Origin of the sequence: Arthrobacter sp. NamB2, from assembly GCF_005281365.1 — a bacterium.
Lineage (GTDB): Bacteria > Actinomycetota > Actinomycetes > Actinomycetales > Micrococcaceae > Arthrobacter_D.
The window spans coordinates 90,730-114,607 of sequence record NZ_SZWI01000005.1; the positions used below are offsets into that span (position 1 = coordinate 90,730).

21 protein-coding genes and 1 riboswitch are annotated in these 23,878 nt (G+C 69.6%); of the genes, 18 read left to right on the forward strand and 3 right to left on the reverse strand.

The features are described from left to right. Positions 1-2: 2 nt before the first annotated feature. The 8 genes from gatA (at position 3) to FDK12_RS10335 (ending at position 9,488) form a co-directional block, all read left to right on the forward strand. Positions 3-1,508, forward strand: a complete 1,506-nt coding sequence (gene gatA / locus FDK12_RS10300) for an Asp-tRNA(Asn)/Glu-tRNA(Gln) amidotransferase subunit GatA (RefSeq protein WP_137369497.1) — start codon at positions 3-5, stop codon at positions 1,506-1,508. Then, positions 1,508-3,022 carry an Asp-tRNA(Asn)/Glu-tRNA(Gln) amidotransferase subunit GatB gene (gene gatB, locus FDK12_RS10305; protein WP_137369498.1) on the forward strand — a complete coding sequence of 505 codons (1,515 nt, stop codon included), beginning with the start codon at positions 1,508-1,510 and terminating at the stop codon, positions 3,020-3,022. Before gatA ends, gatB begins: the two co-directional genes overlap by 1 nt. 42 nt (positions 3,023-3,064) lie before the next feature. After that, positions 3,065-3,964, forward strand: a complete 900-nt coding sequence (locus tag FDK12_RS10310) for an aminoglycoside phosphotransferase family protein (RefSeq protein WP_137369499.1) — start codon at positions 3,065-3,067, stop codon at positions 3,962-3,964. A gap of 174 nt (positions 3,965-4,138) precedes the next feature. Next, a complete protein-coding gene (gene tdh, locus FDK12_RS10315) occupies positions 4,139-5,182 on the forward strand; it encodes an L-threonine 3-dehydrogenase (RefSeq protein ID WP_137369500.1) in 1,044 nt (347 codons plus the stop codon). Between the two features lie 15 nt (positions 5,183-5,197). Further along, positions 5,198-6,484, forward strand: coding sequence for a glycine C-acetyltransferase (locus FDK12_RS10320; RefSeq protein WP_137369501.1), 1,287 nt, complete (start codon positions 5,198-5,200; stop codon positions 6,482-6,484). Positions 6,485-6,554: 70 nt separating this feature from the next. After that, on the forward strand, positions 6,555-7,652 hold the full coding sequence (locus FDK12_RS10325) for an NAD(P)/FAD-dependent oxidoreductase (RefSeq protein ID WP_137369502.1): 1,098 nt from the start codon (positions 6,555-6,557) through the stop codon (positions 7,650-7,652). A 152-nt stretch (positions 7,653-7,804) separates the two neighbouring features. Further along, positions 7,805-8,287, forward strand: a complete 483-nt coding sequence (locus FDK12_RS10330) for a cation:proton antiporter regulatory subunit (RefSeq protein ID WP_104117781.1) — start codon at positions 7,805-7,807, stop codon at positions 8,285-8,287. Positions 8,288-8,294: 7 nt separating this feature from the next. Next, the gene (locus FDK12_RS10335; protein WP_137369503.1) at positions 8,295-9,488 is read left to right on the forward strand and encodes a cation:proton antiporter; all 1,194 of its coding nucleotides are present in this window, start codon (positions 8,295-8,297) and stop codon (positions 9,486-9,488) included. 80 nt (positions 9,489-9,568) lie between these two features. Here FDK12_RS10335 and FDK12_RS10340 read toward each other — a convergent pair whose 3' ends face one another. Both FDK12_RS10340 and hutH read right to left on the reverse strand, forming a co-directional pair. Next, entirely contained in the window at positions 9,569-10,414 is an 846-nt protein-coding gene (locus FDK12_RS10340; RefSeq protein WP_137369504.1) for a siderophore-interacting protein, read from the reverse strand. Positions 10,415-10,464: 50 nt separating this feature from the next. Further along, the gene (gene hutH, locus FDK12_RS10345) at positions 10,465-12,123 is read right to left on the reverse strand and encodes a histidine ammonia-lyase (protein WP_137369505.1); all 1,659 of its coding nucleotides are present in this window, start codon (positions 12,121-12,123) and stop codon (positions 10,465-10,467) included. Positions 12,124-12,186: 63 nt separating this feature from the next. Here hutH and FDK12_RS10350 point away from each other — a divergent pair, with 63 nt between their 5' ends. From FDK12_RS10350 to FDK12_RS10380, 7 genes are all read left to right on the forward strand, one after another. Further along, entirely contained in the window at positions 12,187-12,876 is a 690-nt protein-coding gene (locus FDK12_RS10350; RefSeq protein WP_137369506.1) for an IclR family transcriptional regulator, read from the forward strand. Then, positions 12,873-14,576 carry a urocanate hydratase gene (gene hutU / locus FDK12_RS10355; RefSeq protein ID WP_137369507.1) on the forward strand — a complete coding sequence of 568 codons (1,704 nt, stop codon included), beginning with the start codon at positions 12,873-12,875 and terminating at the stop codon, positions 14,574-14,576. The genes FDK12_RS10350 and hutU overlap by 4 nt, the downstream gene beginning before the upstream one ends. Before the next feature lie 38 nt (positions 14,577-14,614). Further along, positions 14,615-15,832, forward strand: coding sequence for an allantoate amidohydrolase (locus tag FDK12_RS10360; protein WP_137369508.1), 1,218 nt, complete (start codon positions 14,615-14,617; stop codon positions 15,830-15,832). Between the two features lie 20 nt (positions 15,833-15,852). Then, positions 15,853-17,331, forward strand: a complete 1,479-nt coding sequence (locus FDK12_RS10365) for a formimidoylglutamate deiminase (protein ID WP_223263225.1) — start codon at positions 15,853-15,855, stop codon at positions 17,329-17,331. Next, the gene (hutI, locus tag FDK12_RS10370) at positions 17,331-18,533 is read left to right on the forward strand and encodes an imidazolonepropionase (RefSeq protein WP_137369509.1); all 1,203 of its coding nucleotides are present in this window, start codon (positions 17,331-17,333) and stop codon (positions 18,531-18,533) included. Before FDK12_RS10365 ends, hutI begins: the two co-directional genes overlap by 1 nt. Positions 18,534-18,589: 56 nt before the next feature. Next, a complete protein-coding gene (locus FDK12_RS10375; protein WP_137369510.1) occupies positions 18,590-19,387 on the forward strand; it encodes a CPBP family intramembrane glutamic endopeptidase in 798 nt (265 codons plus the stop codon). Positions 19,388-19,528: 141 nt separating this feature from the next. Then, the gene (locus FDK12_RS10380) at positions 19,529-19,816 is read left to right on the forward strand and encodes a DUF1540 domain-containing protein (RefSeq protein WP_104117773.1); all 288 of its coding nucleotides are present in this window, start codon (positions 19,529-19,531) and stop codon (positions 19,814-19,816) included. 59 nt (positions 19,817-19,875) lie between these two features. Here the strand turns inward: FDK12_RS10380 and FDK12_RS10385 are convergent, their stop codons facing one another. Beyond that, complete coding sequence (locus FDK12_RS10385; protein ID WP_104117772.1) at positions 19,876-20,517, reverse strand: VOC family protein; 642 nt, start codon at positions 20,515-20,517, stop codon at positions 19,876-19,878. A gap of 124 nt (positions 20,518-20,641) precedes the next feature. Then, positions 20,642-20,759: riboswitch (SAM riboswitch) on the forward strand. Between the two features lie 82 nt (positions 20,760-20,841). Between FDK12_RS10385 and FDK12_RS10390 the strand changes: the two genes are divergently transcribed. The 3 genes from FDK12_RS10390 to FDK12_RS10400 all read left to right on the forward strand — a co-directional run bounded on the left by FDK12_RS10390 (position 20,842) and on the right by FDK12_RS10400 (position 23,679). Continuing rightward, the gene (locus FDK12_RS10390; protein ID WP_137369511.1) at positions 20,842-22,158 is read left to right on the forward strand and encodes a bifunctional o-acetylhomoserine/o-acetylserine sulfhydrylase; all 1,317 of its coding nucleotides are present in this window, start codon (positions 20,842-20,844) and stop codon (positions 22,156-22,158) included. Positions 22,159-22,164: 6 nt separating this feature from the next. Then, complete coding sequence (locus FDK12_RS10395) at positions 22,165-23,307, forward strand: homoserine O-acetyltransferase MetX (protein WP_223263226.1); 1,143 nt, start codon at positions 22,165-22,167, stop codon at positions 23,305-23,307. A gap of 129 nt (positions 23,308-23,436) precedes the next feature. Beyond that, positions 23,437-23,679 (forward strand): hypothetical protein, encoded by a 243-nt coding sequence (locus FDK12_RS10400; RefSeq protein WP_104117770.1) that lies wholly within the window; start codon positions 23,437-23,439, stop codon positions 23,677-23,679. Positions 23,680-23,878 lie beyond the last annotated feature (199 nt).

Sequence of the window (23,878 nt, forward strand, 5' to 3'; positions counted from 1 at the left end):
CCATGACAGACCTGATCCACCTCTCCGCCGACGCCCTCGCGCAGAAGCTCGCGTCGAAGGAGGTCTCCGCCGTCGAGGCGACGCAGGCCTACCTCGACCGCATCGACGCCGTCGACGGCGCGATCAACGCGTTCCTCCACGTCAACACCGACGAGGCGCTGCTCGTCGCCGCCGAGGTCGACAAGGCCCGGACCGACGGCGACACGCTGCACCCGCTGGCCGGCGTGCCGATCGCCGTCAAGGACCTGATCGTCACCAAGGGCCAGCCCACCACGGCCGGCTCGAAGATCCTCGAGGGCTGGCAGAGCCCGTACGACGCGACGGTCGTCCGCAAGCTGCGGGCCGCGAAGATGCCCATCCTCGGCAAGACCAACCTCGACGAGTTCGCGATGGGCTCGTCGACGGAGCACTCGGCGTACGGGCCCACCCGCAATCCGTGGGACCTGGACCGCATCCCCGGCGGGTCCGGCGGCGGGTCCGCTGCGGCCGTCGCCGCCTTCGAGGCGCCGCTGGCACTCGGCACCGACACCGGTGGCTCCATCCGCCAGCCCGGGGCCGTGACCGGAACGGTCGGCGTGAAGCCGACCTACGGCGGGGTCTCGCGGTACGGCGCCATCGCCATGGCCTCGTCCCTCGACCAGATCGGTCCCGTATCCCGCACCGTCCTCGACAGCGCCCTGCTGCACGAGGTCATCGGCGGTCACGATCCGCACGACTCGACGTCGCTCACCGATCCCGTCGGCGCGCTCGTCGAGGCCGCCCGCATGGGGCAGGTCGAGGGCATGCGCATCGGCGTCATCAAGGAACTGCAGGGCGAGGGCTACCAGGCCGGCGTCCTCACGCGGTTCCACGAGTCGCTCGAGCTGCTGCGTTCGGCGGGTGCCGAGATCGTCGAGGTCTCCTGCCCCAACTTCCGGTACGCGCTCGGCGCCTACTACCTGATCATGCCGTCGGAGGCCTCCAGCAACCTCGCCAAGTACGACGGCGTCCGCTTCGGCCTGCGCGTGGTGCCCGAGGGCACGCCGACCATCGAGCGCGTCATGGGGGCCACGCGCGCCGCCGGCTTCGGCGACGAGGTCAAGCGCCGCATTATCCTGGGTACCTACGCGCTGAGTGCGGGCTACTACGACGCCTACTACGGCTCGGCGCAGAAGGTCCGTACCCTCATCCAGCGGGACTTCGCAGCCGCGTTCGAGCAGGCCGACGTGCTCATCTCGCCGACCGCGCCGACCACCGCGTTCAAGCTGGGGGAGAAGCTCGACGACCCGCTGGCGATGTACCTGAACGACGTCGCCACCATCCCGGCGAACATGGCGGGCGTCCCCGGCCTGTCGCTCCCCGGCGGACTCGCGGACGAGGACGGACTGCCCGTCGGCATCCAGCTCCTCGCCCCGGCCCGCCAGGACGCACGCCTCTACCGCGTGGGCGCCGTCCTGGAATCACTGCTCGAAGAGACATGGGGCGGCCCTCTGCTGGCCAAGGCCCCCGAAATCGCAGGTGGTAAGTAATGACTGCTGTAACCGACGAGGTCCTGACCTTCGACGACGCCATGGAGAAGTACGATCCGGTGCTCGGGTTCGAGGTCCACGTGGAGCTCAACACGAAGACGAAGATGTTCTCCTCCGCTCCCAACGCCTTCGGTGACGTCCCCAACACCAACGTGACGCCGGTCGACCTAGGGCTGCCCGGCGTGCTGCCCGTGGTCAACGGTGTCGCCGTGGAGTCGGCGATCAAGATCGGCCTCGCGCTGAACTGCAAGATCGCGGAGAAGTGCTACTTCGCGCGGAAGAACTACTTCTACCCCGACACACCGAAGAACTTCCAGACCTCCCAGTTCGAGGACCCGATCGCCTACGACGGTCACATCGACATCGAGCTCGCCGACGGGACCGTGTTCACGGTCGAGATCGAGCGCGCCCACATGGAGGAGGACGCCGGGAAGCTCACGCACATGGGCGGTTCGACGGGCCGTATCCAGGGCGCCGAGTTCTCGCTCGTCGACTACAACCGTGCCGGAGTGCCCCTGATTGAGATCGTCACCAAGCCCATCGTGGGTGCCGGATCGCGCGCCCCCGAACTCGCGAAGGCCTACGTCGCGGCGATCCGCGAGATCGTCAAGAACCTGGGGGTCTCCGATGCCCGGATGGAGCGCGGCAACGTGCGCTGCGATGCGAACGTCTCCCTCAAGCCGAAGGGCCAGGAGAAGTTCGGCACACGGACCGAGACCAAGAACGTGAACTCGCTGCGCGCCGTCGAGCACGCCGTGCGCTACGAGATCCAGCGCCATGCCGCCGTGCTCGATTCAGGCACGCCGATCCTGCAGGAGACCCGCCACTGGCACGAGGACACGCGCTCGACGACGTCGGGCCGGCCCAAGTCCGACGCCGACGACTACCGCTACTTCCCCGAACCTGACCTCGTGCCGGTCGTGACGAACGAAGTATGGATCGAGAAACTGCGCGCCGAACTGCCGGAGCCGCCCGCCGAGCGCCGCAAGCGACTCCAGGCCGACTGGGGTTACTCCGACGCCGAGTTCCGGGATGTCGTCAACGCAGGGGTCATGTCCTCGATCGAGGACACGATCGCCGCGGGCGTCAGTGCCGCCGTCGCCCGGAAGTGGTGGATGGGCGAGATCTCACGCCGAGCCAAGCTCGCCGACGTCGAGCCGGCCGAACTGGGTGTGACGCCCGAACTGATCGTGGAGCTCAACGCCCTCATCGAGTCCGGCAAGATCAACGACAAGTTGTCGCGTGACGTGCTCGACGGCGTCCTCGCGGGTGAGGGAACGCCTGCGGAGGTCGTCGAGAAGCGCGGGCTCGCCGTCGTGTCCGACGACGGTCCGCTGCTCGAGGCGATCGACGGCGCCCTCGCGGCACAGCCCGACGTCGCCGACAAGATCCGGGGCGGGAAGGTTCAGGCCGTCGGGGCGATCGTAGGCGGAGTCATGAAGGCCACGCGCGGACAGGCGGACGCCGCACGCGTGCGTGAGCTGATCCTCCAGCGCCTCGGCGTCGAGGGCTAGGTCGCAGCAGGGCACGGAACAGCATCGACGAGGGAGGGCGCGATGGCGGTCATGCCGAGGGCAGAGATCGACATCGGGCCCTCCCTCGTCCTGTCCCTGCTGATCGAGCAACACCCCGACCTGGCGCACCTGCCGCTCCGGTTCGCCGGACACGGGTGGGACAACGTGCTCTTCCGGCTGGGGGACGAGCTCGTGGTGCGGTTGCCACGGCGCGAGCTCGCGGGTGCGCTGATGGATACGGAGCAGCGCTGGCTGCCGGGCCTGACGGCGCACCTCGCCGTGCCGACGTCGGCGCCCGTGCGGACCGGCCTTCCCGGACCGGCGTTCCCGTGGCACTGGTCCGTCTGCCGGTGGATCGAGGGTGCGAGCGGAATCACCCTGCGGCGGGCTGCCCGACGTGCGGCAGCTCCGCAGCTCGCCCGGTTCGTCGCGGAATTTCAGCAACAGGCCCCGGCCGGTGCTCCCGTGAGCCCTGTCGGCCGTGGCGGTCCCCTGGCGGCTCGGGACGACGTCGTGCGCGCCCGCCTGACGTCACTTCCCGCGCTGCCGAAGCTGCCCATTCCACGATTGCGGCACGTGTGGGAGGGTGCGGTGGCTGCCCCGACGTGGAAGCAGGCGCCCCTGTGGCTGCACGGGGACCTCCACCCTGCCAACGTCGTGCTCGCGCCGGGAGGGAGCCTGGCCGGTGTCGTCGATTTCGGGGACCTGTGCGCCGGGGACCCAGCAACGGACCTCGCCGCGGCCTGGCTCATGTTCGACGCGGACGGCCGGGCCGTTTTCCGGCGCGAGGTCGAATCGCTCCGACCGACCGACGCCGCCACCTGGGATCGGGCTCGCGGGTGGGCCCTCAGCATGGGCAGTGCCCTGGCGGTCTCCTCCGACGATTCCCCGGAGTTCCTCGCGCTCGGGGTCGAGATCCTCACCGCAGTCGTCGAGGACTGAGCTTTGTGCAGCCGCTCCGCCAAGCGACTCCATGCACGCGGGAGTGCAGGGACGGCGGCACGTCGTGGACGGGTCTTGGTACTGTTGCTCCGGGCGCATCCCGCCCGGAACTCGTACCGTCCTGGCCCAGCCCATCCCGCTGGCCGCCGGGAGCGGCGTGGAAGGAACTGTCCAGTGAAGGCGCTGTACAAATCCGGGGCGCATCCCGGTTTCGATCTCGTGGACCGGCCCGAGCCCGACGCCGGGTGGGGCGAGGTGAAGATCCGCGTGATCACCACCGGTATCTGCGGCACGGACCTCCACATCGAGAGCTGGGATTCCTGGGCGCAGGGCATGATCCAGGCACCCCTCATTCCCGGTCACGAGTTCTACGGCGAGGTCGTGGCGCTCGGGGAGGGCATCCGCGGGGTGCGCGTCGGCGACCGCGTGTCCGGCGAGGGCCACATCGTGTGCGGCGTGTGCCGTAATTGCCGGGCCGGGCGCCGCCAGATGTGCATCCACACCTCGAGCGTGGGTGTCCAGCGCGACGGCGCTTTCGCGGAGTTCGTCGTCGTCCCCGAGACCAACGTCTGGGTTCACGATGCCGGCGTCACGCCCGAGCTCGGCGCCGTCTTCGATCCCTTCGGCAACGCCGTCCACACCGCCCTGAGTTTCCCGCTGGTCGGCGAGGACGTACTGATCACGGGGGCCGGGCCGATCGGACTCATGGCCGTCGCCGTCGCCCGCCATGCCGGAGCCCGCAAGATCGCCATCACCGATGTGTCGGCTCCGCGGCTCGAGCTCGCGCGCGGCGTCGGAGCCGACATCGCAGTCGACGTCAGGCGCATGCGCATCGCGGATGCCCAGCGCGAGCTCGGCATGAAGGAGGGGTTCGACGTCGGCATGGAGATGTCCGGTCATGCGACGGCGCTCCCGGAGATGATCGACAACATGAACCACGGCGGGCGTATCGCCATGCTCGGCCTGCCCTCAGGGCCCATCTCCATCGACTGGGGCAAGGTGGTCACCCACATGCTCACCCTGAAGGGGATCTACGGGCGCGAGATGTTCGAGACCTGGTATGCGATGAGCGCCATGCTGCAGTCCAACCTGACCCTGCGGGAGGCGGTCTCGTCCGTGGTGACCGACTGCCTGCCGGCGAGCGAGTGGCAGCAGGGCTTCGACACAGCGCGCAACGGCGCGAGCGGCAAAGTGGTCCTCGACTGGACCACCTTCTAGGAGGCTTGGAACACCATGTATTCAGCAGTCCGTGACCAACTAGCCGGTGAACTCGACGAGATCCGTAGCGCAGGCCTCTTCAAGCAGGAGCGCCGGATCTCCTCGCCTCAGTCCAGCCACATCAGGGCCGGAGCGCTCGACGCCGGCGACGCGCAGGTGCTGAACTTCTGCGCCAACAACTACCTCGGGCTCGCCGACCACCCGGACATCATCGCGGCCGCGAAGAGGGCGCTCGACGAGCGCGGGTTCGGCATGGCCTCCGTGCGATTCATCTGCGGCACGCAGGACCTGCACCTCGAGCTCGAGCGGCGCGTCTCGCAGTTCCTCGGCACCGAGGACACCATCCTGTTCTCCTCCTGCTTCGACGCGAACGGAGGGGTCTTCGAGTCCCTTCTCGGGCCGGAGGACGCCGTGATCTCGGACGCACTGAACCACGCCTCGATCATCGACGGCATCCGGCTCTCGAAGGCGCAGCGCTTTCGCTACGCCAACCGCGACATGGCGGACCTCGAGGCGAAGCTGCAGGAAGCATCCGGCGCCCGGCGACGCCTTGTCGTCACGGACGGTATCTTCTCGATGGACGGCTACCTCGCTCCGCTGGAGGCCATCTGCGACCTCGCCGAGCGGTACGACGCGATGGTCATGGTGGACGACTCCCACGCCGTCGGTTTCATGGGGGCCACCGGCGCCGGCACGCCCGAGCACGCCGGAGTCTCGGGCCGCGTGGACATCTTCACCGGCACGTTCGGAAAGGCGCTCGGCGGGGCCTCGGGGGGTTACGTCGCCGCACGGGCCGAGATCGTCGCGCTGCTCCGCCAGCGTGCGCGCCCGTACCTGTTCTCGAACTCGCTCGCGCCGTCGATCGTCGCGGCGACCCTGACCGCGCTCGATCTCGTCCAGAACAGTGCCGACCTGCGCTCGACCTTGGTGTCCAACGCCGCCCTGTTCCGGCGCCGGATGACGGAGGAGGGCTTCGAGTTGCTGGCGGGGGAGCATGCGATCATCCCGGTCATGTTCGGCGATGCCGTGCTCGCCGCCCGGACGGCCGACGCGATGCTCGCCCACGGCGTCTTCGTGACGGCGTTCAGCTACCCGGTGGTGCCGAAGGGGAAGGCCCGCATCCGGGTGCAGCTCTCCGCCGCGCACTCCGACGAGGACATCGAGGCGTGCGTCCAGGCGTTCGTCGCGGCACGGGCCGAGGTAACCGTGAACCGGGAGGCCGCGAACGAGGTCGGCAGCAAGAGTGACAGTGCTGCGAACTCGTCCACGGGCGCGCACGTGGGCGGGACGGGCGAGGCCTAGGCCTCGCCTGCACATGAGCCTCGGACGGGCGCTCGGGCACTTCGGGGGAGGCTCGCCCTAGGATGACGGGATGGGTTCCCTGGAGTGCGACGTCCTGATCATCGGCGGCGGGATCGCCGGACTGTCGCTGGCGTCCGCGCTGGCGCCGTTCTCCAGCGTGGTCCTCGTCGAAGCCGAGACCACGCTCGGTTACCACACGTCGTCGCGCTCGGCCCGGCAGCTGATACCGAGCTATGGTCCCGAGCCCGTCGTGGACCTCACGCGCCGCACCCTGGACCTCCTCGCGGACGTCCAGGGCTCCACCGGGTTGGCGTTGACCGTGCCGCGGTCCTTCCTGCTGATCGGTTCCGCCGCCGATGTCGAGGCCAAGACCACTGCCGGCATGCGCACGCTGTCCCACGCCGAGGCCCTCGAGCTATGCCCCCAGCTCCGCCCGGAATCGTTCGAGGCCGCGGCGATCGACCCCGACTGCGTCGGCACGGACACCGACCTCCTGCTCGAGTTCCACCGGCGGAGTGCGAGTGACGACGGCGTCATCATCCTGACGGGGGCCCCGGTCACCTCCGCCGTGTACGACGGCGAGGGCTGGAACGTCCGCGCGGGCCGCAGGGGCATCAGGGCCGGCGTGGTGGTCGATGCGGCGGGAGCGTGGGCCGACGGCGTGGCCGAGCTGTGTGGTGTTCGGCCCCAGGGGCTCGTACCCTACCGCCGCACGGCTGCCATCGTCGGTGCGGAGAACGCGCCGCGCGTGGGGACCCCGATGGTGGCTGCCGCCGACGACTCGTTCTACTTCCGGCCCGACGCGGACGGCGTGCTGATCTCGCCGAGCGAGGCCGAACCCGCCGAGCCGGGCGACGCACAACCCCGGGCGGGCGACGTCGAGCGTCTGATCAGGCGCCTCGACTCATTGACCACGCTCGGCATCTCGTCCATCCGTCGATCGTGGACCGGCCTGCGGACACAGCGGGACACCGGTCTGCCGATCGTGGGATTCGACGCCGGCCATCCCGGTTTTTTCTGGCTCGCGGGACAGGGCGGGTACGGCTTTCAGACGTCGTCGGCGATCGCGGAACTCGCGGTCGTCCTCCTCACAGGCGCGGATCCGGCCGATCTCGGCGCCGATCCGGCTCGAACCGCTGGCGCGGAGGCAGCTCTCCAACCTGCCTGACCGCAGTGCGGGCACTGGATGTCCGGCCGGGCCAGCAGGTACGTGGGACCGATCCGCGCGCTTCCGGGCCAGGCTCGACGCCGTCAGCGAACGCAGGCTCCGCTACCGCCTCTCCGGACGAACGATTGCCGCAGCAGGTCTAGGATGGGCGCATGAACGTCATCGAAACGCGCCTCCCCGGCATCGGAGTGCGGCGCGAAATCGTCACGGGCTCGGGCCGCAGGGTGGGAATCGTCGCCCAGCGCGACGGGGATCTCGACCTCATCATCTCCAAGGCCAACGACCCGGATGCCTGCGTCGCCTCCATCCCGCTGACCCCGGACGAGGCGGCGACCATCGGCAATCTCCTCGGTTCCCGTCAGCTCGTCGCGCAACTGACGGAGGAACACCGTGACCTGCCCGGAGTCTCCACGCGGCAGTTCCTGATCGAGCGCGGTTCGCCGTTCGACGGACGCCCCCTCGCTGACACCCGGATGCGTTCGCGCTCCGGCGCCTCGCTGGTCGCCGTGCTGCGGTCGGGGCAGGTCCAGGCCTCACCCACACCCGATTTCATCCTCTCCGCCGGTGACCTGCTGGTGGTGGTGGGCACCTCCGAGGGCCTCGACGCCGCGGCGGACATCCTGCGTAACGGCTGAGCCGCCGGTGCACACGTCTGCCCTCACCCTGATCGAACTCGGCGCCATCCTCCTGTTCCTCGGGATCCTCGGGCGGCTCGCCGGCCGGATCGGGCTCTCGCCGATTCCGCTCTACCTCGTCGGAGGTCTCTTCTTCGGGCAAGGTGGCTTCCTCGAACTCGAGGGGGTCATCGAGTTCAGCGAGGTGGCCAGCGAGATCGGCGTGATCCTGCTCCTGCTCATGCTCGGGCTCGAGTACACCGCCAAGGAACTCGTCACCGGGCTGCGGCAGTCCTGGCTCGCGGGGATCGTCGACTTCGTCCTGAACTTCACCCCGGGTGCGCTCGTCGCCGTCATCCTCGGATGGGGACCGGTCGCCGCCCTCGTCATGGGCGGCGTCACCTACATCTCCTCCTCCGGGATCGCCGCCAAGGTCATCACCGATCTCGGGCGGCTGGGCAACCGGGAGACTCCCACCGTCCTTGCGATCCTCGTCTTCGAGGACCTCGCGATGGCCATCTACCTTCCCGTGCTCACTGCGGTCCTGGCGGGGCTCAGCTTCGCCGGCGGCCTGGGAACGGTCGGGATCTCCCTGCTCGTCGTCACCCTCGTGCTGGTCGTCGCCCTGCGCTGGGGCAACGTCGTCTCGGCGGTGGTCGACTCTACCGACCGGGAGGTCTTCCTCCTGACCCTCATCGGAGCGGCGCTCCTCGTCGCAGGGCTTGCCTCCGCACTCCAGGTGTCTGCGGCCGTCGGCGCATTCCTCCTCGGCATCGCCATCTCGGGCGCGACGGCGGAGAACGCCGCGCGCATCCTCGAGCCCCTGCGGGACCTCTTCGCAGCCATCTTCTTCGTCGTGTTCGGACTGAACACCGATCCGGCGTCGATCCCGCCGGTGCTCGGTGTGGCGCTGCTGCTGGCCGTGGTCACCTCGGCGACCAAGATCGCCACCGGCTGGTGGGCGGCACGCCGACAGGGCATCGGACGCCTGGGACGGGCGCGCGCGGGTACCGCACTCGTGGCGCGCGGGGAATTCTCGATCGTGATCGCCGGGCTCGCGGTCGCATCGGGTGCGGTCCTGCCCGACCTGGCGGCGCTCGCGACGACCTACGTCCTGCTGATGGCCGTCCTCGGTCCGGTGATGGCGCGCCTGGCCGAACCCGCGATGGAACTCGTGGAGCGGATCCCCAGGCGGCGGGCGCGCGTCCTCACTGCCGGGTAGCCACGTCACGCATCCCTGCACCGGACCGGCGCATTCCCCTGCCGGACCTGTGCCGGGCAGATGCTCGACCAGGAGGGGAGCTAGTCGTCGAGGATCTTGCCGATCGGTTCACGCTTCTCCGCCTGGAAGGTGTCCTCCTCGCGGCCATAGGCCCAGTAGCCGGACAGCGACACCTGCGACCGGGCGAGGCCCTTGTGCTTGAACAGGACATCCCGCAGGGCCTTCATGGCGCCTCGTTCGCCGTGCACGAAGGCGTCGACCCGGCCCTCGGGCCACGGGCCGGCGGCGACGGCGTCCGCGAGCAGCGTCGTCGTACCGGCCGCCCGGCCGTCCCGCTGCAGCCAGTGCAGTTCGAGGCCGGCCGGGGCGGCGAGCGGGATGATCTCGGCCGCACTGTCCACCTCGATGTACGCGTGGCCGACGGCGGCCGGGTGCAGTGCCTCGATGCCGGCTGCAATGGCTGGCAGCGCGGAATCGTCGCCGACGAAGAGGTGCCAGTCGGCGTCCTGGTCCGGTGACCACTTGCCGGAAGGGCCCATGAGCACGAGGGCGTCGCCCGGCACGGCCCGGGCGGCCCAGGGGCCCGCGATGCCCTCGTCGCCGTGCACCACGAAGTCGATCGCGAGGCGCTGGGTCTCACGGTCGAGCCACCGGATCGTATAGGTCCGTTTCACGGGCCTGTCCTCCGCCGGGAGCTCGTCCTTCAACGCCGCGAGGTCGTACGGCGGCACGAGCCCGAGCTCGGGCTTCGCGAAGAGCAGCTTGGCGTACTTGTCCGTCGCGTCGCACTCCTGGAGGTCCGCGAAGCCGGGTCCGCCGGCCACGACCCGCACGAGGTGCGGGCTCAGCCACCGGGTCTCCTGCACGGCGAGGACCACCTGGGGGCGCGGCGGTTTGGGCGGAGCTTCGGTAGCGGGCGAGGACATGAGGATGCGCTTCTTTCACGGGAGGTGTTGTTAGCCCACCCTAACAACTCTTACTGAAGGACTGCTGGGAGGGCCTCCAGGGCCGCGGCCAGGAGGGAACCGTCGTCGACCAGCAGTCGCGCGGCCTCGATCTCCGGAGCCAGGTAGCGGTCCGTACCAGGGCCCTCGACGTCCTGCCGCAACCGGTTCCGGACGGCACTGATGGGTGTCGAACTACGCATTCCCGGACGGGTGCCCTCGGCACCCGCAGCGGCCGCGGTGCCACCCGTCGCATGGGCTCCGTCGCGCATGTCCAGGGCCCGCGCCGCGGTCAGGATCTCGATGGCGAGCACCCGGGTCAGGCCGTCGATGGCTTTCCGCAACTTGAGGCCGGCGGCCCACCCCATGGACACGTGGTCCTCCTGCATCGCCGAGGAGGGGATGGAGTCGACCGACGCCGGGTTCGCGAGCCGCTTGAGCTCCGACACGATGCCCGCCTGCGTGTACTGGGCGATCATGTGGCCGGAGTCGACCCCCGGATCGGCGGCGAGGAAGGCATTGAGGCCGTGGCTGCGGGCCTTGTCGAGGGAGCGGTCCGTCCGGCGTTCACTCATGGACGCGACATCCGCGACGGCGATGGCGAGGAAGTCCAGGACGTAGCCGACGGGGGCGCCGTGGAAGTTGCCGTTCGACTCGATCCTGCCATCGGGAGTGATGACCGGGTTGTCGATGGCGGAACCCAGTTCGATCGCCGCCACCGATTCGGCATGGGCCAGTGTGGCCCGTGCGGCGCCGTGCACCTGGGGAGCGCACCGCAGCGAGTAGGCGTCCTGCACGCGGGTGAAGCGGTGCCTGCCGGTCTCGGAGGTCAGCTGCTCCGCGATCAGGGGAGAGTTCCGGAGCAACGAGCGGATGTTCGCCGCGGACGCCATCTGGCCCGGGTGCGGACGCAGGGCGTGAAGGTCCTCGGCGAAGACGGCGTCGGTCCCGAGGAGGCCCTCCACGCTCATCGCGGCGGCGAGGTCCGCCGTCGTCAGGAGCCGGTGCAGGTCGGCTGAGGCGAGGACGAGCATGCCCAGCATGCCGTCGGTTCCGTTGATGAGCGCCAGGCCCTCCTTCTCGCGGAGTTCTACCGGTGCGATCCCTGCAGCCGCGAGTGCCTCGGCGGCGGGCACGAGCTCACCGGAGCCGGCGCGGACATCGCCTTCGCCCATGAGCGCGAGGGCGACGTGGGACAGCGGCGCGAGGTCGCCGGAGCACCCCAGGGAACCGTACTCGCCGATGACGGGGGTGATCCCGGCGTTCAGCATCGCGGCGTAGGTCTCGGCCACCAGCGGGCGCACGCCGGTGCGACCCGTTGCAAGTGTCGACAGGCGCCCGAGCATCAGTCCGCGGACCACCTCGCGGTCCACCTCGGTGCCCGAGGACGCTGCATGGCTGCGGATGAGGCTGCGCTGCAGTTGGCTCCGCTGGTCGAGCGGGATGTGCTTCGTGGCCAGCGCCCCGAATCCGGTCGATACGCCGTAGTGCGGCGTCCCGTCGTCCACCAGCGTGTCGATGACGGCGCGCGAGGCGGCCATCGCGGCGAGGGCTTCTGACGCCAATTCGACCCGAACGCCGTGCCGAGCCACCGCGACGACGTCGGGCGGGGACAGGGGGCCGGTGCCCACGATCACGGATTGCTGGTTCACGCTGCGCCTCGGATCTGCGGCTCGCGCCGCTATTGCCATTGAGTGAAAAGGACGTTTCAATAAGTGAAATACACGCGAACGCCGAAAGCAAGGAGGCGACCCATGGCGGAACCGTCGACCCGCACTGTCGAGCGGGCCCTCGTACTCCTGGGGGCGGTGTGCGACGCCGGTTCGCTGACCCTCGCCGATGCGGCGCGGGAGACGGACCTCTCGGCCTCGACGGCTCTCCGGCTCCTGCGCACGCTGGAGGGTACCGGGTTCGTCCGGCGCGACGCGCTCGGGACCTACCGGCCCGGGCTCCGCGTGGTGCAGCTCGGAGCCCAGGCCCTCGGGCACGAGTCACTGGTGTCCCTCGCGGAACCTGCGCTCGAACGCCTCGTCGAGAGGACGGGGGAATCGTCCTACCTCAGCGTGCCCTCGCACGACGGCGAGGGTGTCTACCTCGCGATGCGGGAGGGCACGCACTCGGTCCGCCATGCCAGCTGGGTGGGGCGGAGCATCCCGTTGGAAGGTACCGCGGTCGGCGCCGTCCTCACCGGCGGCCACCAGGGCGACGGATTCGTCGTCGTGCGGAACGGCGTGGAGACGGACGTCACGGCCATCGCGGCTCCGGTCTCGCCCGGAGGCCGGGTGGTCGCCGCACTCAGCGTCGTCGTTCCCAGCTACCGCATCACCGAGGCGGAGGCCCGCCGCATCGGTGCGCTCGTCGCACGTGAGGCAGCCGCGCTCCTGATGGAGCCGGACACCGGCGCCGTCCCCCTGACCGAGGATCTGACAGGAGAACCAGCATGACCACCTCGACCACCCCCACACCGACGCCCAGCCCCACGACGACGACGCACGATCCGTCGCGGAGGATCCGTGCCGCACGCGGCACGCAGCTGAGCGCGAAGAGCTGGCAGACCGAAGCTCCACTGCGCATGCTCATGAACAACCTCGACCCGGAGGTCGCCGAGCGCCCGGAGGACCTCGTGGTCTACGGCGGCACCGGGCGTGCGGCCCGCAGCTGGGAGGCCTACGACGCCATCGTCAAGACGCTCGAAACGCTCGACGACGACGAGACGCTGCTGGTGCAGTCGGGCAAGCCGGTCGGCGTGTTCCGCACCAACCCCTGGGCGCCCCGCGTCCTGCTCGCGAACTCGAACCTCGTGGGCGACTGGGCGACCTGGCCGGAGTTCCGGCGCCTCGAAGCCGAGGGCCTCATGATGTACGGCCAGATGACGGCCGGATCCTGGATCTACATCGGGACGCAGGGCATCCTGCAGGGCACCTTCGAGACGTTCGCCGCGATCGCGCGCAAGCGTTTCGGCGGGAGCCTCGCGGGCACGCTGACCCTCACCGGGGGTTGCGGTGGCATGGGTGGGGCCCAGCCGCTGGCCGTCACGCTCAACGGCGGCGCCGTCCTGATCGTCGACGTCAGCGAGGCCCGGTTGCGCCGACGTGTCGCCAAACGGTACCTGGACACGGTCGCCGAGCACCTCGACGACGCCGTCGCCCAGGTGCTCGCCGCCAAGCGCGAGAAGCGCGCACTGTCCGTCGGCGTCGTCGGCAACGCGGCGACGGTCTTCCCCGAACTGCTCCGGCGCGGGCTCGACGTCGACATCGTCACCGACCAGACCTCCGCGCATGATCCGCTCAGCTATCTGCCGGAGGGGATCTCGCCGGACGAATGGGAGCGCGAGGCATCGGCCGACCCCGACGGCTTCACCAAGAAGGCCCAGGTGTCCATGGCACTCCAGGTCGAGGCGATGGTGGGCTTCCTGGACGCCGGCGCGGAGGTGTTCGACTACGGCAACTCCATCCGGGACGAGGCCCGCAAGGGCGGCTACGGCCGTGCCTTCGATTTCCAGGGTTTTGTCCCCGCGTACATCCGCCCCCTGTTCTGCGAGGGCCTCGGGCCCTTCCGCTGGGTAGCCCTGTCGGGTGATCCGGCGGACATCGCGGTCACCGATGCCGCCCTCAAGGAGCTGTTCCCCGACCACGGGCACCTGCACCGCTGGCTCGATGCCGCAGCGGAGCACGTCGAGTTCGAGGGCCTGCCCGCGCGGATCTGCTGGCTCGGCTACGGGGACCGTGCGAAGGCCGGCCTGCTCCTCAACCGCCTGGTCGCCGAGGGGAAGGTCTCCGCGCCGATCGTCATCGGTCGCGACCACCTCGACTCCGGCTCCGTCGCCTCGCCCTACCGCGAGACGGAGGCCATGGCGGACGGTTCGGACGCCGTCGCCGACTGGCCACTCCTGAACGCGCTGCTCACCACCTCCTCCGGAGCAACGTGGGTCTCGATCCACCACGGTGGCGGCGTGGGGATCGGCCGGTCCATCCACGCCGGGCAGGTATCGGTGGCGGACGGCACGGACCTGGCCGCGCAGAAGCTCGAGCGCCTCCTGACGAACGATCCCGGGATGGGAGTCATCCGGCATGTCGACGCGGGCTACGAACGCGCCCGGGAGGTCGCGGTGGAGCGCGGCGTGCGCATCCCCATGGAATCCTGAGAATCCCGCCCGAAGATCCACCACCGGAAGGTACCGAAGTGCAGACCGTATCCTCAGTCCTCGACAGCATCAGCGACGTCGGCCGCGATGCGGTCCGCGGTGGTTACTCCCGCGGTGTCTACACCGGCGCGGAGCTGTCGCTGCGTGAGTGGTTCTCCGCGGAGGCCAGCGCCCGCGGACTCTCCGTGGAGACCGACCGCAACGGCATCCTGTGGGCCTGGTGGGACGCGACCTCCAGCCGCGACGGCGCCCTCGTCACCGGCAGCCACCTGGACTCGGTGCCCGGTGGCGGGGCGTTCGACGGCCCCCTCGGCGTCGCATCGGCCCTCGTCGCCGTCGACCTCCTGCGCGAGCGTGGCCTCGAACCGCAGCGCTCGCTCGCCGTCGCCGTCTTCCCCGAGGAGGAAGGGTCGAGGTTCGGGGTGTCCTGCCTCGGTTCGCGCCTGCTCACCGGGACGCTCGACCCGGACCACGTCCGCTCACTCAGGGACGTCGACGGCACGACGTTCGCCGAGGCGGCGCAGGCCGCCGGGATCGATCCGCAGCATCTCGGCCGTGACGAGGAAGCCATCCGGCACATCGGCGACTTCGTCGAACTGCACGTGGAGCAGGGACGCGGGCTGATCGACCTCGACTCCGCCGTCGCCATCGGCTCCACGATGCTGGGGCACGGGCGCTGGCGCTTGTCCATCACCGGCCAGGGCAACCACGCGGGAACCACGCTCATGGCGGACCGCGCGGACCCGATGATCGCCGCAGCCCAGGTGGTCCTCGCCGCGCGGAAGATCGCTGCCGAGCAGGACGGTGCGCGTGCCACCGTCGGGCGGCTGCAGCCCGTGCCCGGTGGCACGAACGTCATCGCCTCGCGCGTGGATCTGTGGCTCGACGTCCGCCATGAGGAGGACGCCGTGACGGCGTCGCTCATCGAGAAGATCCACGGCCAGGCGCAGAAGATCTGCGCGTTCGAGGGGTGCCGCGCCACCCTGACGGAGGAGTCGCGGAGCAGCACGGTCCACTTCGACGGTGCGCTGCAGCGGACCCTGGGCAACGCACTCGGTCGCTCCTTTCCCGGTACTCCCACGCTGCCCACGGGCGCCGGGCACGACGCGGGCATCCTCGGTGCCATCGCGCCGACCGCTATGCTCTTCGTCCGCAACCCGACCGGCATCAGCCACTCGCCCGAGGAGTTCGTGGAGCGCGACGACGCCGACGCGGGAGCGGTTGCGCTCGCCGACGTCCTCGAAGACCTGCTGTGACCGGACCGACGGAGGCGGGCGTGGCGTCCGCACGTCGCGGCATCTCCGGAACAGGCGGCGGCACCGGCGCGGTGGCTCGGGCCGTCTGGTGCGAGTACGCGTGGCTGGAGGCGGAGGGCGTGTGCGACGCCGTGCGTGTCGAGATCGACGCCGACGGAACCGTGGTCGGCGTCCTGCCGGGCGTGCCGGCCCAGGACGGCGACGTCGTCCTCCGGGGCGTCGCATTCCCTGCCGCTGCGAATGCCCACTCCCACGCGTTCCACCGTGCCCTGCGGGGCCGCACACACGACCGCGGCGGCACGTTCTGGACCTGGCGGGACACGATGTATCGGGCGGCGGGGGCGCTGACCCCGGAGCTCTACGAGGAGCTGGCCACCGCCGTCTACGCCGAGATGGTCACCGTGGGCTGGACGAGCGTCGCGGAGTTCCACTACGTGCACCACCAGCCGGACGGCACGCCCTACGGAATGGGTGACGGAGCCGGCGCCGGGGAGCCCCATGCCATGGAACTGGCGCTCGCGCGTGCAGCCGTCCGTGCCGGCATCCGCCTGACGCTGCTCGATACCTGCTACCTGGCCGGGGGATTCGGCACGCCCCTGCAGGACGGGCAGCGTCGCTTCTCGGACGGCACCGCGGCCGCGTGGCTCGAACGGCTCGCTTCGCTCCGCTCCACGATCTCCTCCCTGTACCCCGACCACCAGGTGTCCCTCGGTGCGGCCATCCACTCCGTGCGTGCCGTGCCGGAGGAGGACCTCGCGGTGATCGGGGAGCATCTGCCGACGGAGCTGCCCCTGCACGTCCACCTCTCCGAGCAGCCCGCGGAGAACGAGGACTGCCTCCGCTCCACCGGCCGCACCCCGGCCGGGTTGCTCGACCATCACGGGCTCGTGAGCGAGCGGCTGTCCGCAGTGCACGCCACGCATGTCAGCGAACGCGACGTCGCCCTCCTCGCGGACGCCCGTTCCGTCGTCGTCCTCTGTCCCACCACCGAGGCCGACCTGGCGGACGGCATCGGCCCGGCGGGCGAGTTCCATCGGGCAGGAGCGAGGCTCGCCCTCGGCACCGACCAGCACGCCGTCGTCGACCCGTGGCTCGAGATGCGGGCGCTCGAGCACGGTGAGCGCCTGCGCACCGGGCGGCGGGGCCACTTCGATCCGGAAGGGCTGCACGGCATCGCGGCGCTCGGAGGAGCGGCAGCGCAGGGACGCCGCGGCGCAGGCTTCAGTCCCGGCTGTCCCGCCGACTTCATGGCCGTCGACCCGCACAGCGCGCGCACGGCAGGATCCTCCTGGGAGCAGCTCGCCTACACGGCCACCGGACAGGACGTCACGGGCGTCGTCGTCGGTGGCATCCTGGTGGCGCATGACGGCGTCCACGTCACGCTGGGCGACCCCGCCCGACTGCTGGTAGCGGCCATCGACCGGCTGGACACGGCCACGAACGCGATGAACGGGCCGCGCGCCTCCGAGAACTACACGCAGCCCTGGGAGCGGCACTGATGTCCCTGCTCATCACCAACATCGGCGAACTCATGACACAGGACAGCGAGCATGCGGTGCTGCGGAACGCAGCGGTGGTCCTCGAGGGCGAACGCATCAGCTGGATCGGTTCCGCGGCGAACGCTCCCGCGGCCGACGAGGCCTACGACGCCGGTGGTCGCGCCGGTCTGCCGGGCTGGGTGGACAGCCATACGCACCTCGTGTTCGCCGGCGACCGCACGGGCGAGTTCGAGGCGCGCATGGCGGGGGAGTCGTATGCCGCGGGCGGGATCGCGGTGACCGTCGACGCGACCCGTGCTGCGAACGACTACGACCTCATGCGGCTCCTGCTGGCCCGCGTCGCCGAGGCCGCCGCCGGCGGAACCACCTACCTGGAGACCAAGACGGGCTACGGGCTCGACGTCCTGCACGAGGAGCGCAGCGCGCGCCTCGCGGCCGGCGCCGTCGACGAGGTCACGTTCCTCGGAGCGCACCTCGTGCCGGGCGGATGGGACCCCGACGACTACACCGACCTGGTCTGCGGTCCCATGCTCGACGCCGTCCGCCCGTACGTGCGCTGGGCCGACGTCTTCTGCGAAACCGGTGCGTTCAACGCAGAGCAGTCCCGACGCGTCCTCGCCGCGTGCTCGGCTGCCGGCCTCGGCCTGCGCGTGCACGGCAACCAGCTGGGGCAGGGCGAGGGAGTCGCCCTCGCGGTCGAGTTCGGCGCCGCCAGCGTCGATCACGTCAACCACCTGTCCGACGGCGACGTCCGCGCGCTCGCGGCTACGTGGGAAGCATTCGCCGGGGACGGTGCACCCGGAACCGTCGCGACCTGCCTGCCCGCCTGCGACCTCTCCACACGCCAGCCGTTCCCGCCTGCCCGGCAGCTGCTCGACGCCGGCGCGCACCTCGCCCTCGCGAGCAACTGCAATCCCGGCACGTCCTATACGAGTTCGATGGCATTCTGCGTCGCCACGGCTGTCCTGCAGATGGGGCTGACCGTGCACGAGGCGGTCAGGGCCGCCACGTTCGGGGGAGCGCTGGCACTGCGGCGGCACACGGGGGACGACGTCGACGGGCGTCGCGCCGTCGGGTCGCTGGCCGTCGGGCACCGCGCGGACCTGCAGGTGCTCAACGCGCCGTCGGCGACCCATCTGGCCTACCGTCCCGGGATGCCCCTCGTCCACGCGGTCTGGAAGGCCGGTAACAGGGTCAGGTAGGGGGGTGCCCCGTGCGGCAACTGGGAATCACCGGCGGCCGCTGGGAGGATAGCGCCATGCCTGCATCCTCCGCGTCCTCCATGGCAGATCCAGGCCGTGCAGATGCTCCCGCACCGAGACGCCGCATCACGGCGGAGCTGCTGATCGTCTTCGGTCTGTCCCTCGGCCAGTCCGGGGTGTACGCCATCGTCAACCTGGCGGAGAAGCTGACTCGCGGCCCGCTTGCCGGGCAGACCACCACACTCAATCCGGTCCTCAACGACCGGCAGTACTTCGATCTCACCTACCAGCTGCTGGGGATCTTCTTCGCGCTGGTCCCGGTGGCGCTGGTGCTCTTCCTGCTCAGCGGGCAGGGTGCCTCGGCGTTCCGCCGACTCGGTCTCACGTCCGAGAGACCCCTGCGCACCGTCGGTCTCGGGGTCGGCCTGGCGGCGATCATCGGCGTCGGCACTCTCGGTGTGTACGCCGGCGGCCGCGCGCTAGGGATCACGACGGCACTGGTGCCCGCCGCGCTCGACGCCTACTGGTGGACGGTTCCTGTGCTGATCCTCTCCGCGGTCCGGCATGCGGTGCTCGAGGAGGTCATCGTGGTGGGCTACCTCTTCATCCGTCTGCGGGAGCTCGGCTGGTCAACTCCCGCGATCATCCTCACCAGCTCCCTGGTGAGGGGCAGCTACCACCTCTACCAGGGCTTCGGGCCCTTCATCGGGAACGTGCTGATGGGGCTCCTCTTCGCTTTCTTCTACACCCGGACCCGTCGTGTCATGCCGCTCGTGATCGCCCACGCCCTGATCGACACCACGGGATTCGTCGGATTCGCGCTGCTCGGACCCGCCATCGGAATTGGCAGATGAATGCGGGCAGATAAGCCTTACCTCCGCTCATTGCGCACGCCGATCATGACTAAATTAATCGACAATTGCGGTGCTAGCGTGAATTCATTCGGGATTTCGGCGGCTTCGACCGGGGCTGCACCGGACCGGCCAGGAGGAACCATGAGCGTCGTCACCAGTGTCTCTGAGTGCAGTGTCCACAACTGCTCGTTCAATCACGACGGCTGCACTGCCGTCGCCATCACGGTGTCGGGAAGCGAGGAGCACGCGTCCTGCGCAACCTTCATCGACACCTCCATCAGCGGGGGCCTGCCCAAGATGCTCGCGCACGTGGGCGCTTGCCAGCGCTCCGAGTGCAGCTTCAACCACGACCTGCTGTGCAGCGCTCCTGCGGTCAAGGTGGGCCCGGGTGCCGAAGCGGCTGACTGCCTGACCTATACCCACGCCTGACCAGGAGAAGACAAGAGGGGGCCGGACGACGTCCGGCCCCCTCTTCTGTCTCTGCCTCATCAGATCTCGATGCGGCCTTCTCCGGTCTCGAAGGTCACGGACATGATGCCCGGCGTACCGTTCGGAGCGATCCACTGCACCTGCACGCCGTCGAGCGTCTCCTCGACGTCGGTGCCGAGCCATTCGGTGACGCGCTCCGAGGATCCGGCGATCGTCAGGCAATCCAGCTTCACGGAAGCCGGGCGCGCCTTCGAGGGGTGGAGGGGCTCGGTGCCCTCGTCCCAGCGGAGGAGGTAGGGCACCTGCGGGTCCGCGATCAACCCCTTGATGCCGATCTGCTGCCACGTGAGTTCCTGGCCGTCGGGGAACTTGCGGTTACCCGGTACGGCACTGCGGCCGAGGCGTTCCTCGAACGGACCGAGGTCGTCGACGGCGACACACCAACCCATCCATCCGCCGCCGGCCTCGGAGCGGGCCCGGACTGCCTGCCCGAACGGGGCCTTGTCCGACGCCGGGTGGTTGAGTACCTCGACGACCTCCAGGTACTGGCCGTTCGCCAGAGGGAAGATCATGTTGCGGGTGCCGAAGCGCGGGTGTACGCCGCCCTTCACGGCCTCCATGCCGAGCTTGGCCGAGATCCGGTCGGCCGTCGCGGCAAGTCCATCAGGTTCGCAGGCATATGAAACGTGGTCCAGGCGCATGCCGACATTTTGGCACTAAGTGATGAACGTCTCGACTTAGGCTCGCCTTACCGTTCCTGGCGGTCCACTTCACGCAAGGTCATACGGGTTGCCGGATCGGCCCCGATGGGTTTTCATGAGTGCAGGTCATGAGTGCCAGCACGAAGCCCCGGCTTGCTGGCCGGCAACCCTCCAACCGCGGTGGGGTGCCCCGGGTGAGGACCAGGCTCGGCGTCGCCAATGGCGCCGTGCAAGCGCGGGCTCCTCCGGGGTCCGGTCTCCTGGAGCGGTGTCCACCGGCCGGAGCATCGGACCACGCGGAGCCCCTATCGACTAGGGAGCACCATGTCCAACGATTGGTCCTTTGAGACACGCCAGATCCACGCCGGCCAGGTGCCGGATGCAGCCACGGGAGCGCGTGCGCTGCCCATCTACCAGACGTCGTCGTTCGTCTTCCCGAGCGCCGAGAGTGCGGCGAACCGTTTCTCGCTGACCGAACTGGCGCCCATCTACACGCGCATCGGCAACCCGACCCAGGAAGCGGTCGAGACGAGGATCGCCAGCCTCGAGGGCGGAGCCGGGGCACTGCTCCTCGCCTCCGGGCAGGCCGCCGAAACCTTCGCGGTGCTCAACATCGCCGAGGCGGGAGACCACATCGTGGCGAGCCCGAGCCTCTACGGGGGCACCTACAACCTCTTCAAGCACACCCTGAAGAAGTTCGGTATCGAGACCACCTTCGTGGAGGATCCCGACAACCTGCAGCAGTGGCGGGACGCCATCCGGCCCAACACGAAGCTCTTCTTCGGCGAGGTCGTCTCGAACCCGCGGCAGGACGTCCTCGACCTCGAGGGCATCAGTGCCGTCGCGCATGAGCACGGACTGCCCCTGGTCGTGGACAACACCCTGTCCACGCCGTACCTGATCCGGCCCATCGAGTGGGGAGCCGACATCGTGGTGCACTCGGCCACGAAGTATCTCGGCGGGCACGGCAGCGCCATCGCGGGCGTGATCGTCGACTCGGGCAACTTCGACTTCGCGCAGCACCCCGAGCGGTTCCCCGGCTTCAACACCCCCGACGAGAGCTACCACGGACTCGTCTACGCGCGTGATCTCGGCGTCGGCAGCGCCCTCGGAGCCAACCTCGCGTACATCCTCAAGGCGCGCGTCCAGCTGCTCCGGGACCTCGGGGCGTCCGTGTCCCCGTTCAACGCCTTCCTCATCGCGCAAGGGCTCGAGACCCTCAGCCTGCGTGTCGAACGGCACGTGCAGAACGCCCAGGCCGTCGCCGAGTGGCTCGAGGCGCACGACGACGTCGAGCGTGTCTCCTATGCGGGTCTCCCCTCGAGCCCCTGGTACGAACGCGGCAGGAAGTACGGCCGCATCGGTACCGGCGCCATCGTCAGCTTCGACATCGTCGGAGGCGTCGAGGCCGGCAAGCGCTTCGTGGACGGCCTCGAGCTCCACTCGCACGTCGCGAACGTCGGCGACGTCCGCTCGCTCGTGATCCATCCCGCGTCCACGACGCACAGCCAGCTCGGAGCAGAAGCGCAACTCACCGCGGGCGTCCGGCCGGGGCTCGTCCGGCTGTCCGTCGGCCTCGAGAACATCGCCGACATCCTCGCCGACCTCGACGCCGGTTTCCGCGCTGCGAAAGAAGCCTGACCCTTCGTGACCACCTACCCTCCTGCTCCACTGCATTCCGGATTCAACGCCGCGGCCCCCGAGGGGGACGGGCTCCTGCGCATCGGCTCGATCGGTCCGCTGGCGCTCGAGACCGGAGGCGAGCTGCCAGACGTCCAGCTCGCCTTCGAGACCTGGGGCAGGCTGAACAGGGACGGCTCCAATGCGGTACTCGTGCAGCATGCCCTGACCGGCAGCTCGCACGTCGCGCGGGGCTCGTCGGAGGAGGAGGGCTGGTGGGATGCGCTCGTCGGACCCGGGTGTCCGGTGGACACCGATCACTACTTCGTGGTGTCCGTCAACATGCTGGGAGGCTGCTACGGCTCGACGGGGCCGGCCAGCCTCGCTCCCGACGGTACGCCCTGGGGCTCGCGCTTCCCCTTCGTCACCATCCGTGATTCCGTCCGCGCCGAGAGCCTGCTCGCCGACCAGCTCGGTATCGGCCAATGGCACTCGGTGCTCGGGGGATCGATGGGAGGGGCGCGCGCGCTCGAATGGGCCCTGATGTATCCGCAGCGCGTGGAACGGTGCGCGGTCATCGCCTGCACTGCCGCCAGCTCGGCCGAACAGATAGCGTTCGCCCAGGCGCAGCTGCAGGCCATCCGACTCGACCCCGCCTATCGCGGCGGCGACTACTACGACGGCCTGCATCCGGATGCGGGCCTTGGACTCGCCCGGCGGATCGCGCACATCACCTACCGATCGGAACATGAACTGGAAGCGCGCTTCGGTCGGGCGGAGCAGGACGCCGAGCAGCCCCTCGGGGCCGTCCTGCCCGCCGATCGGGGGCGCTATCAGGTGGAGAGCTACCTCGACCACCAGGCGGACAAGCTCGTGGAGCGTTTCGACGCCAACAGCTACGTCGTCCTGACGGAGGCGCTCATGAGCCACGACGCCGCACGCGACCGGGGGAGCCTCGACGCTGCGCTGGGGGCCGCGACGTCGGAGTTCTTCATCGCCGCAGTCGACTCGGACCGGCTGTACTTCCCGGAGCAGTCGCAGCGGCTGGCTGATGGACTGCCCGGGACTGTCCCGGTTCACACGATCTCCTCGCCGGTGGGCCATGACGCGTTCCTCACGCAGATCCATCAGCTCGACGCGCAGCTGCGCGCCACCCTCTACGCGGTGTAGCAGATACCGGTTGGGTTTCCAGCGGCGGGCACCTAGGCTGGGAGCTAAGCCTGCTTACTGATGGTCGGCAGGCACGTTCGAGGTACAACGCCCCCGGACTCACCGACGTGAGATGAAGAGGAGCTGTTCATGGAACTGAGCACCATTGGCTGGAACCAGGAAGCACGCGACAAGATCCTGCTCGATTCCGATCGCGCGCTGCAGGGAGCGGTCCGCGAGGCCGTCGAGACCATGCAGGGCAAGTCCCGCGACGAGATCTACGAGTTCCTGTTCCAGAAGCTGCAGCCGCAGTTCGTCGACTTCAAGCCCGGACCGGACCTCAGCGCCTGCGCGGACGCGGTAGCGAACGGCGACGTCGACCTGGAGAGCTGAGCGCCGCGGGTTCGATCACTGAGTCGTGACACGAGTGACCCGTGGGCATGGCGCCCACCGGTCATTTCTCTCATTCCGGGCATTTCCTGTGGCTCATGGCAGTCCTGGGCAGCACGCGGGCCCGACTCGTCACGCCACGACCTCGGTCCCTCGCCGACCCCGCGGCTTGTAAGCAGGACATGCTCGCGATCGGGACTCG

Bases quoted from the DNA above. Each gene is read 5' to 3' on its own strand.
- gatA (WP_137369497.1), top strand. From the start codon at position 3: ATGACAGACCTGATCCACCTCTCCGCCGACGCCCTCGCGCAGAAGCTC.
- gatB (WP_137369498.1), top strand. From the start codon at position 1,508: ATGACTGCTGTAACCGACGAGGTCCTGACCTTCGACGACGCCATGGAG.
- FDK12_RS10310 (WP_137369499.1), top strand. From the start codon at position 3,065: ATGGCGGTCATGCCGAGGGCAGAGATCGACATCGGGCCCTCCCTCGTC.
- FDK12_RS10320 (WP_137369501.1), top strand. From the start codon at position 5,198: ATGTATTCAGCAGTCCGTGACCAACTAGCCGGTGAACTCGACGAGATC.
- FDK12_RS10325 (WP_137369502.1), top strand. From the start codon at position 6,555: ATGGGTTCCCTGGAGTGCGACGTCCTGATCATCGGCGGCGGGATCGCC.
- FDK12_RS10330 (WP_104117781.1), top strand. From the start codon at position 7,805: ATGAACGTCATCGAAACGCGCCTCCCCGGCATCGGAGTGCGGCGCGAA.
- FDK12_RS10340 (WP_137369504.1), bottom strand. From the start codon at position 10,414: ATGTCCTCGCCCGCTACCGAAGCTCCGCCCAAACCGCCGCGCCCCCAG.
- hutH (WP_137369505.1), bottom strand. From the start codon at position 12,123: ATGGCAATAGCGGCGCGAGCCGCAGATCCGAGGCGCAGCGTGAACCAG.
- FDK12_RS10350 (WP_137369506.1), top strand. From the start codon at position 12,187: ATGGCGGAACCGTCGACCCGCACTGTCGAGCGGGCCCTCGTACTCCTG.
- hutU (WP_137369507.1), top strand. From the start codon at position 12,873: ATGACCACCTCGACCACCCCCACACCGACGCCCAGCCCCACGACGACG.
- hutI (WP_137369509.1), top strand. From the start codon at position 17,331: ATGTCCCTGCTCATCACCAACATCGGCGAACTCATGACACAGGACAGC.
- FDK12_RS10375 (WP_137369510.1), top strand. From the start codon at position 18,590: ATGCCTGCATCCTCCGCGTCCTCCATGGCAGATCCAGGCCGTGCAGAT.
- FDK12_RS10380 (WP_104117773.1), top strand. From the start codon at position 19,529: ATGAGCGTCGTCACCAGTGTCTCTGAGTGCAGTGTCCACAACTGCTCG.
- FDK12_RS10385 (WP_104117772.1), bottom strand. From the start codon at position 20,517: ATGCGCCTGGACCACGTTTCATATGCCTGCGAACCTGATGGACTTGCC.
- FDK12_RS10390 (WP_137369511.1), top strand. From the start codon at position 20,842: ATGTCCAACGATTGGTCCTTTGAGACACGCCAGATCCACGCCGGCCAG.
- FDK12_RS10400 (WP_104117770.1), top strand. From the start codon at position 23,437: ATGGAACTGAGCACCATTGGCTGGAACCAGGAAGCACGCGACAAGATC.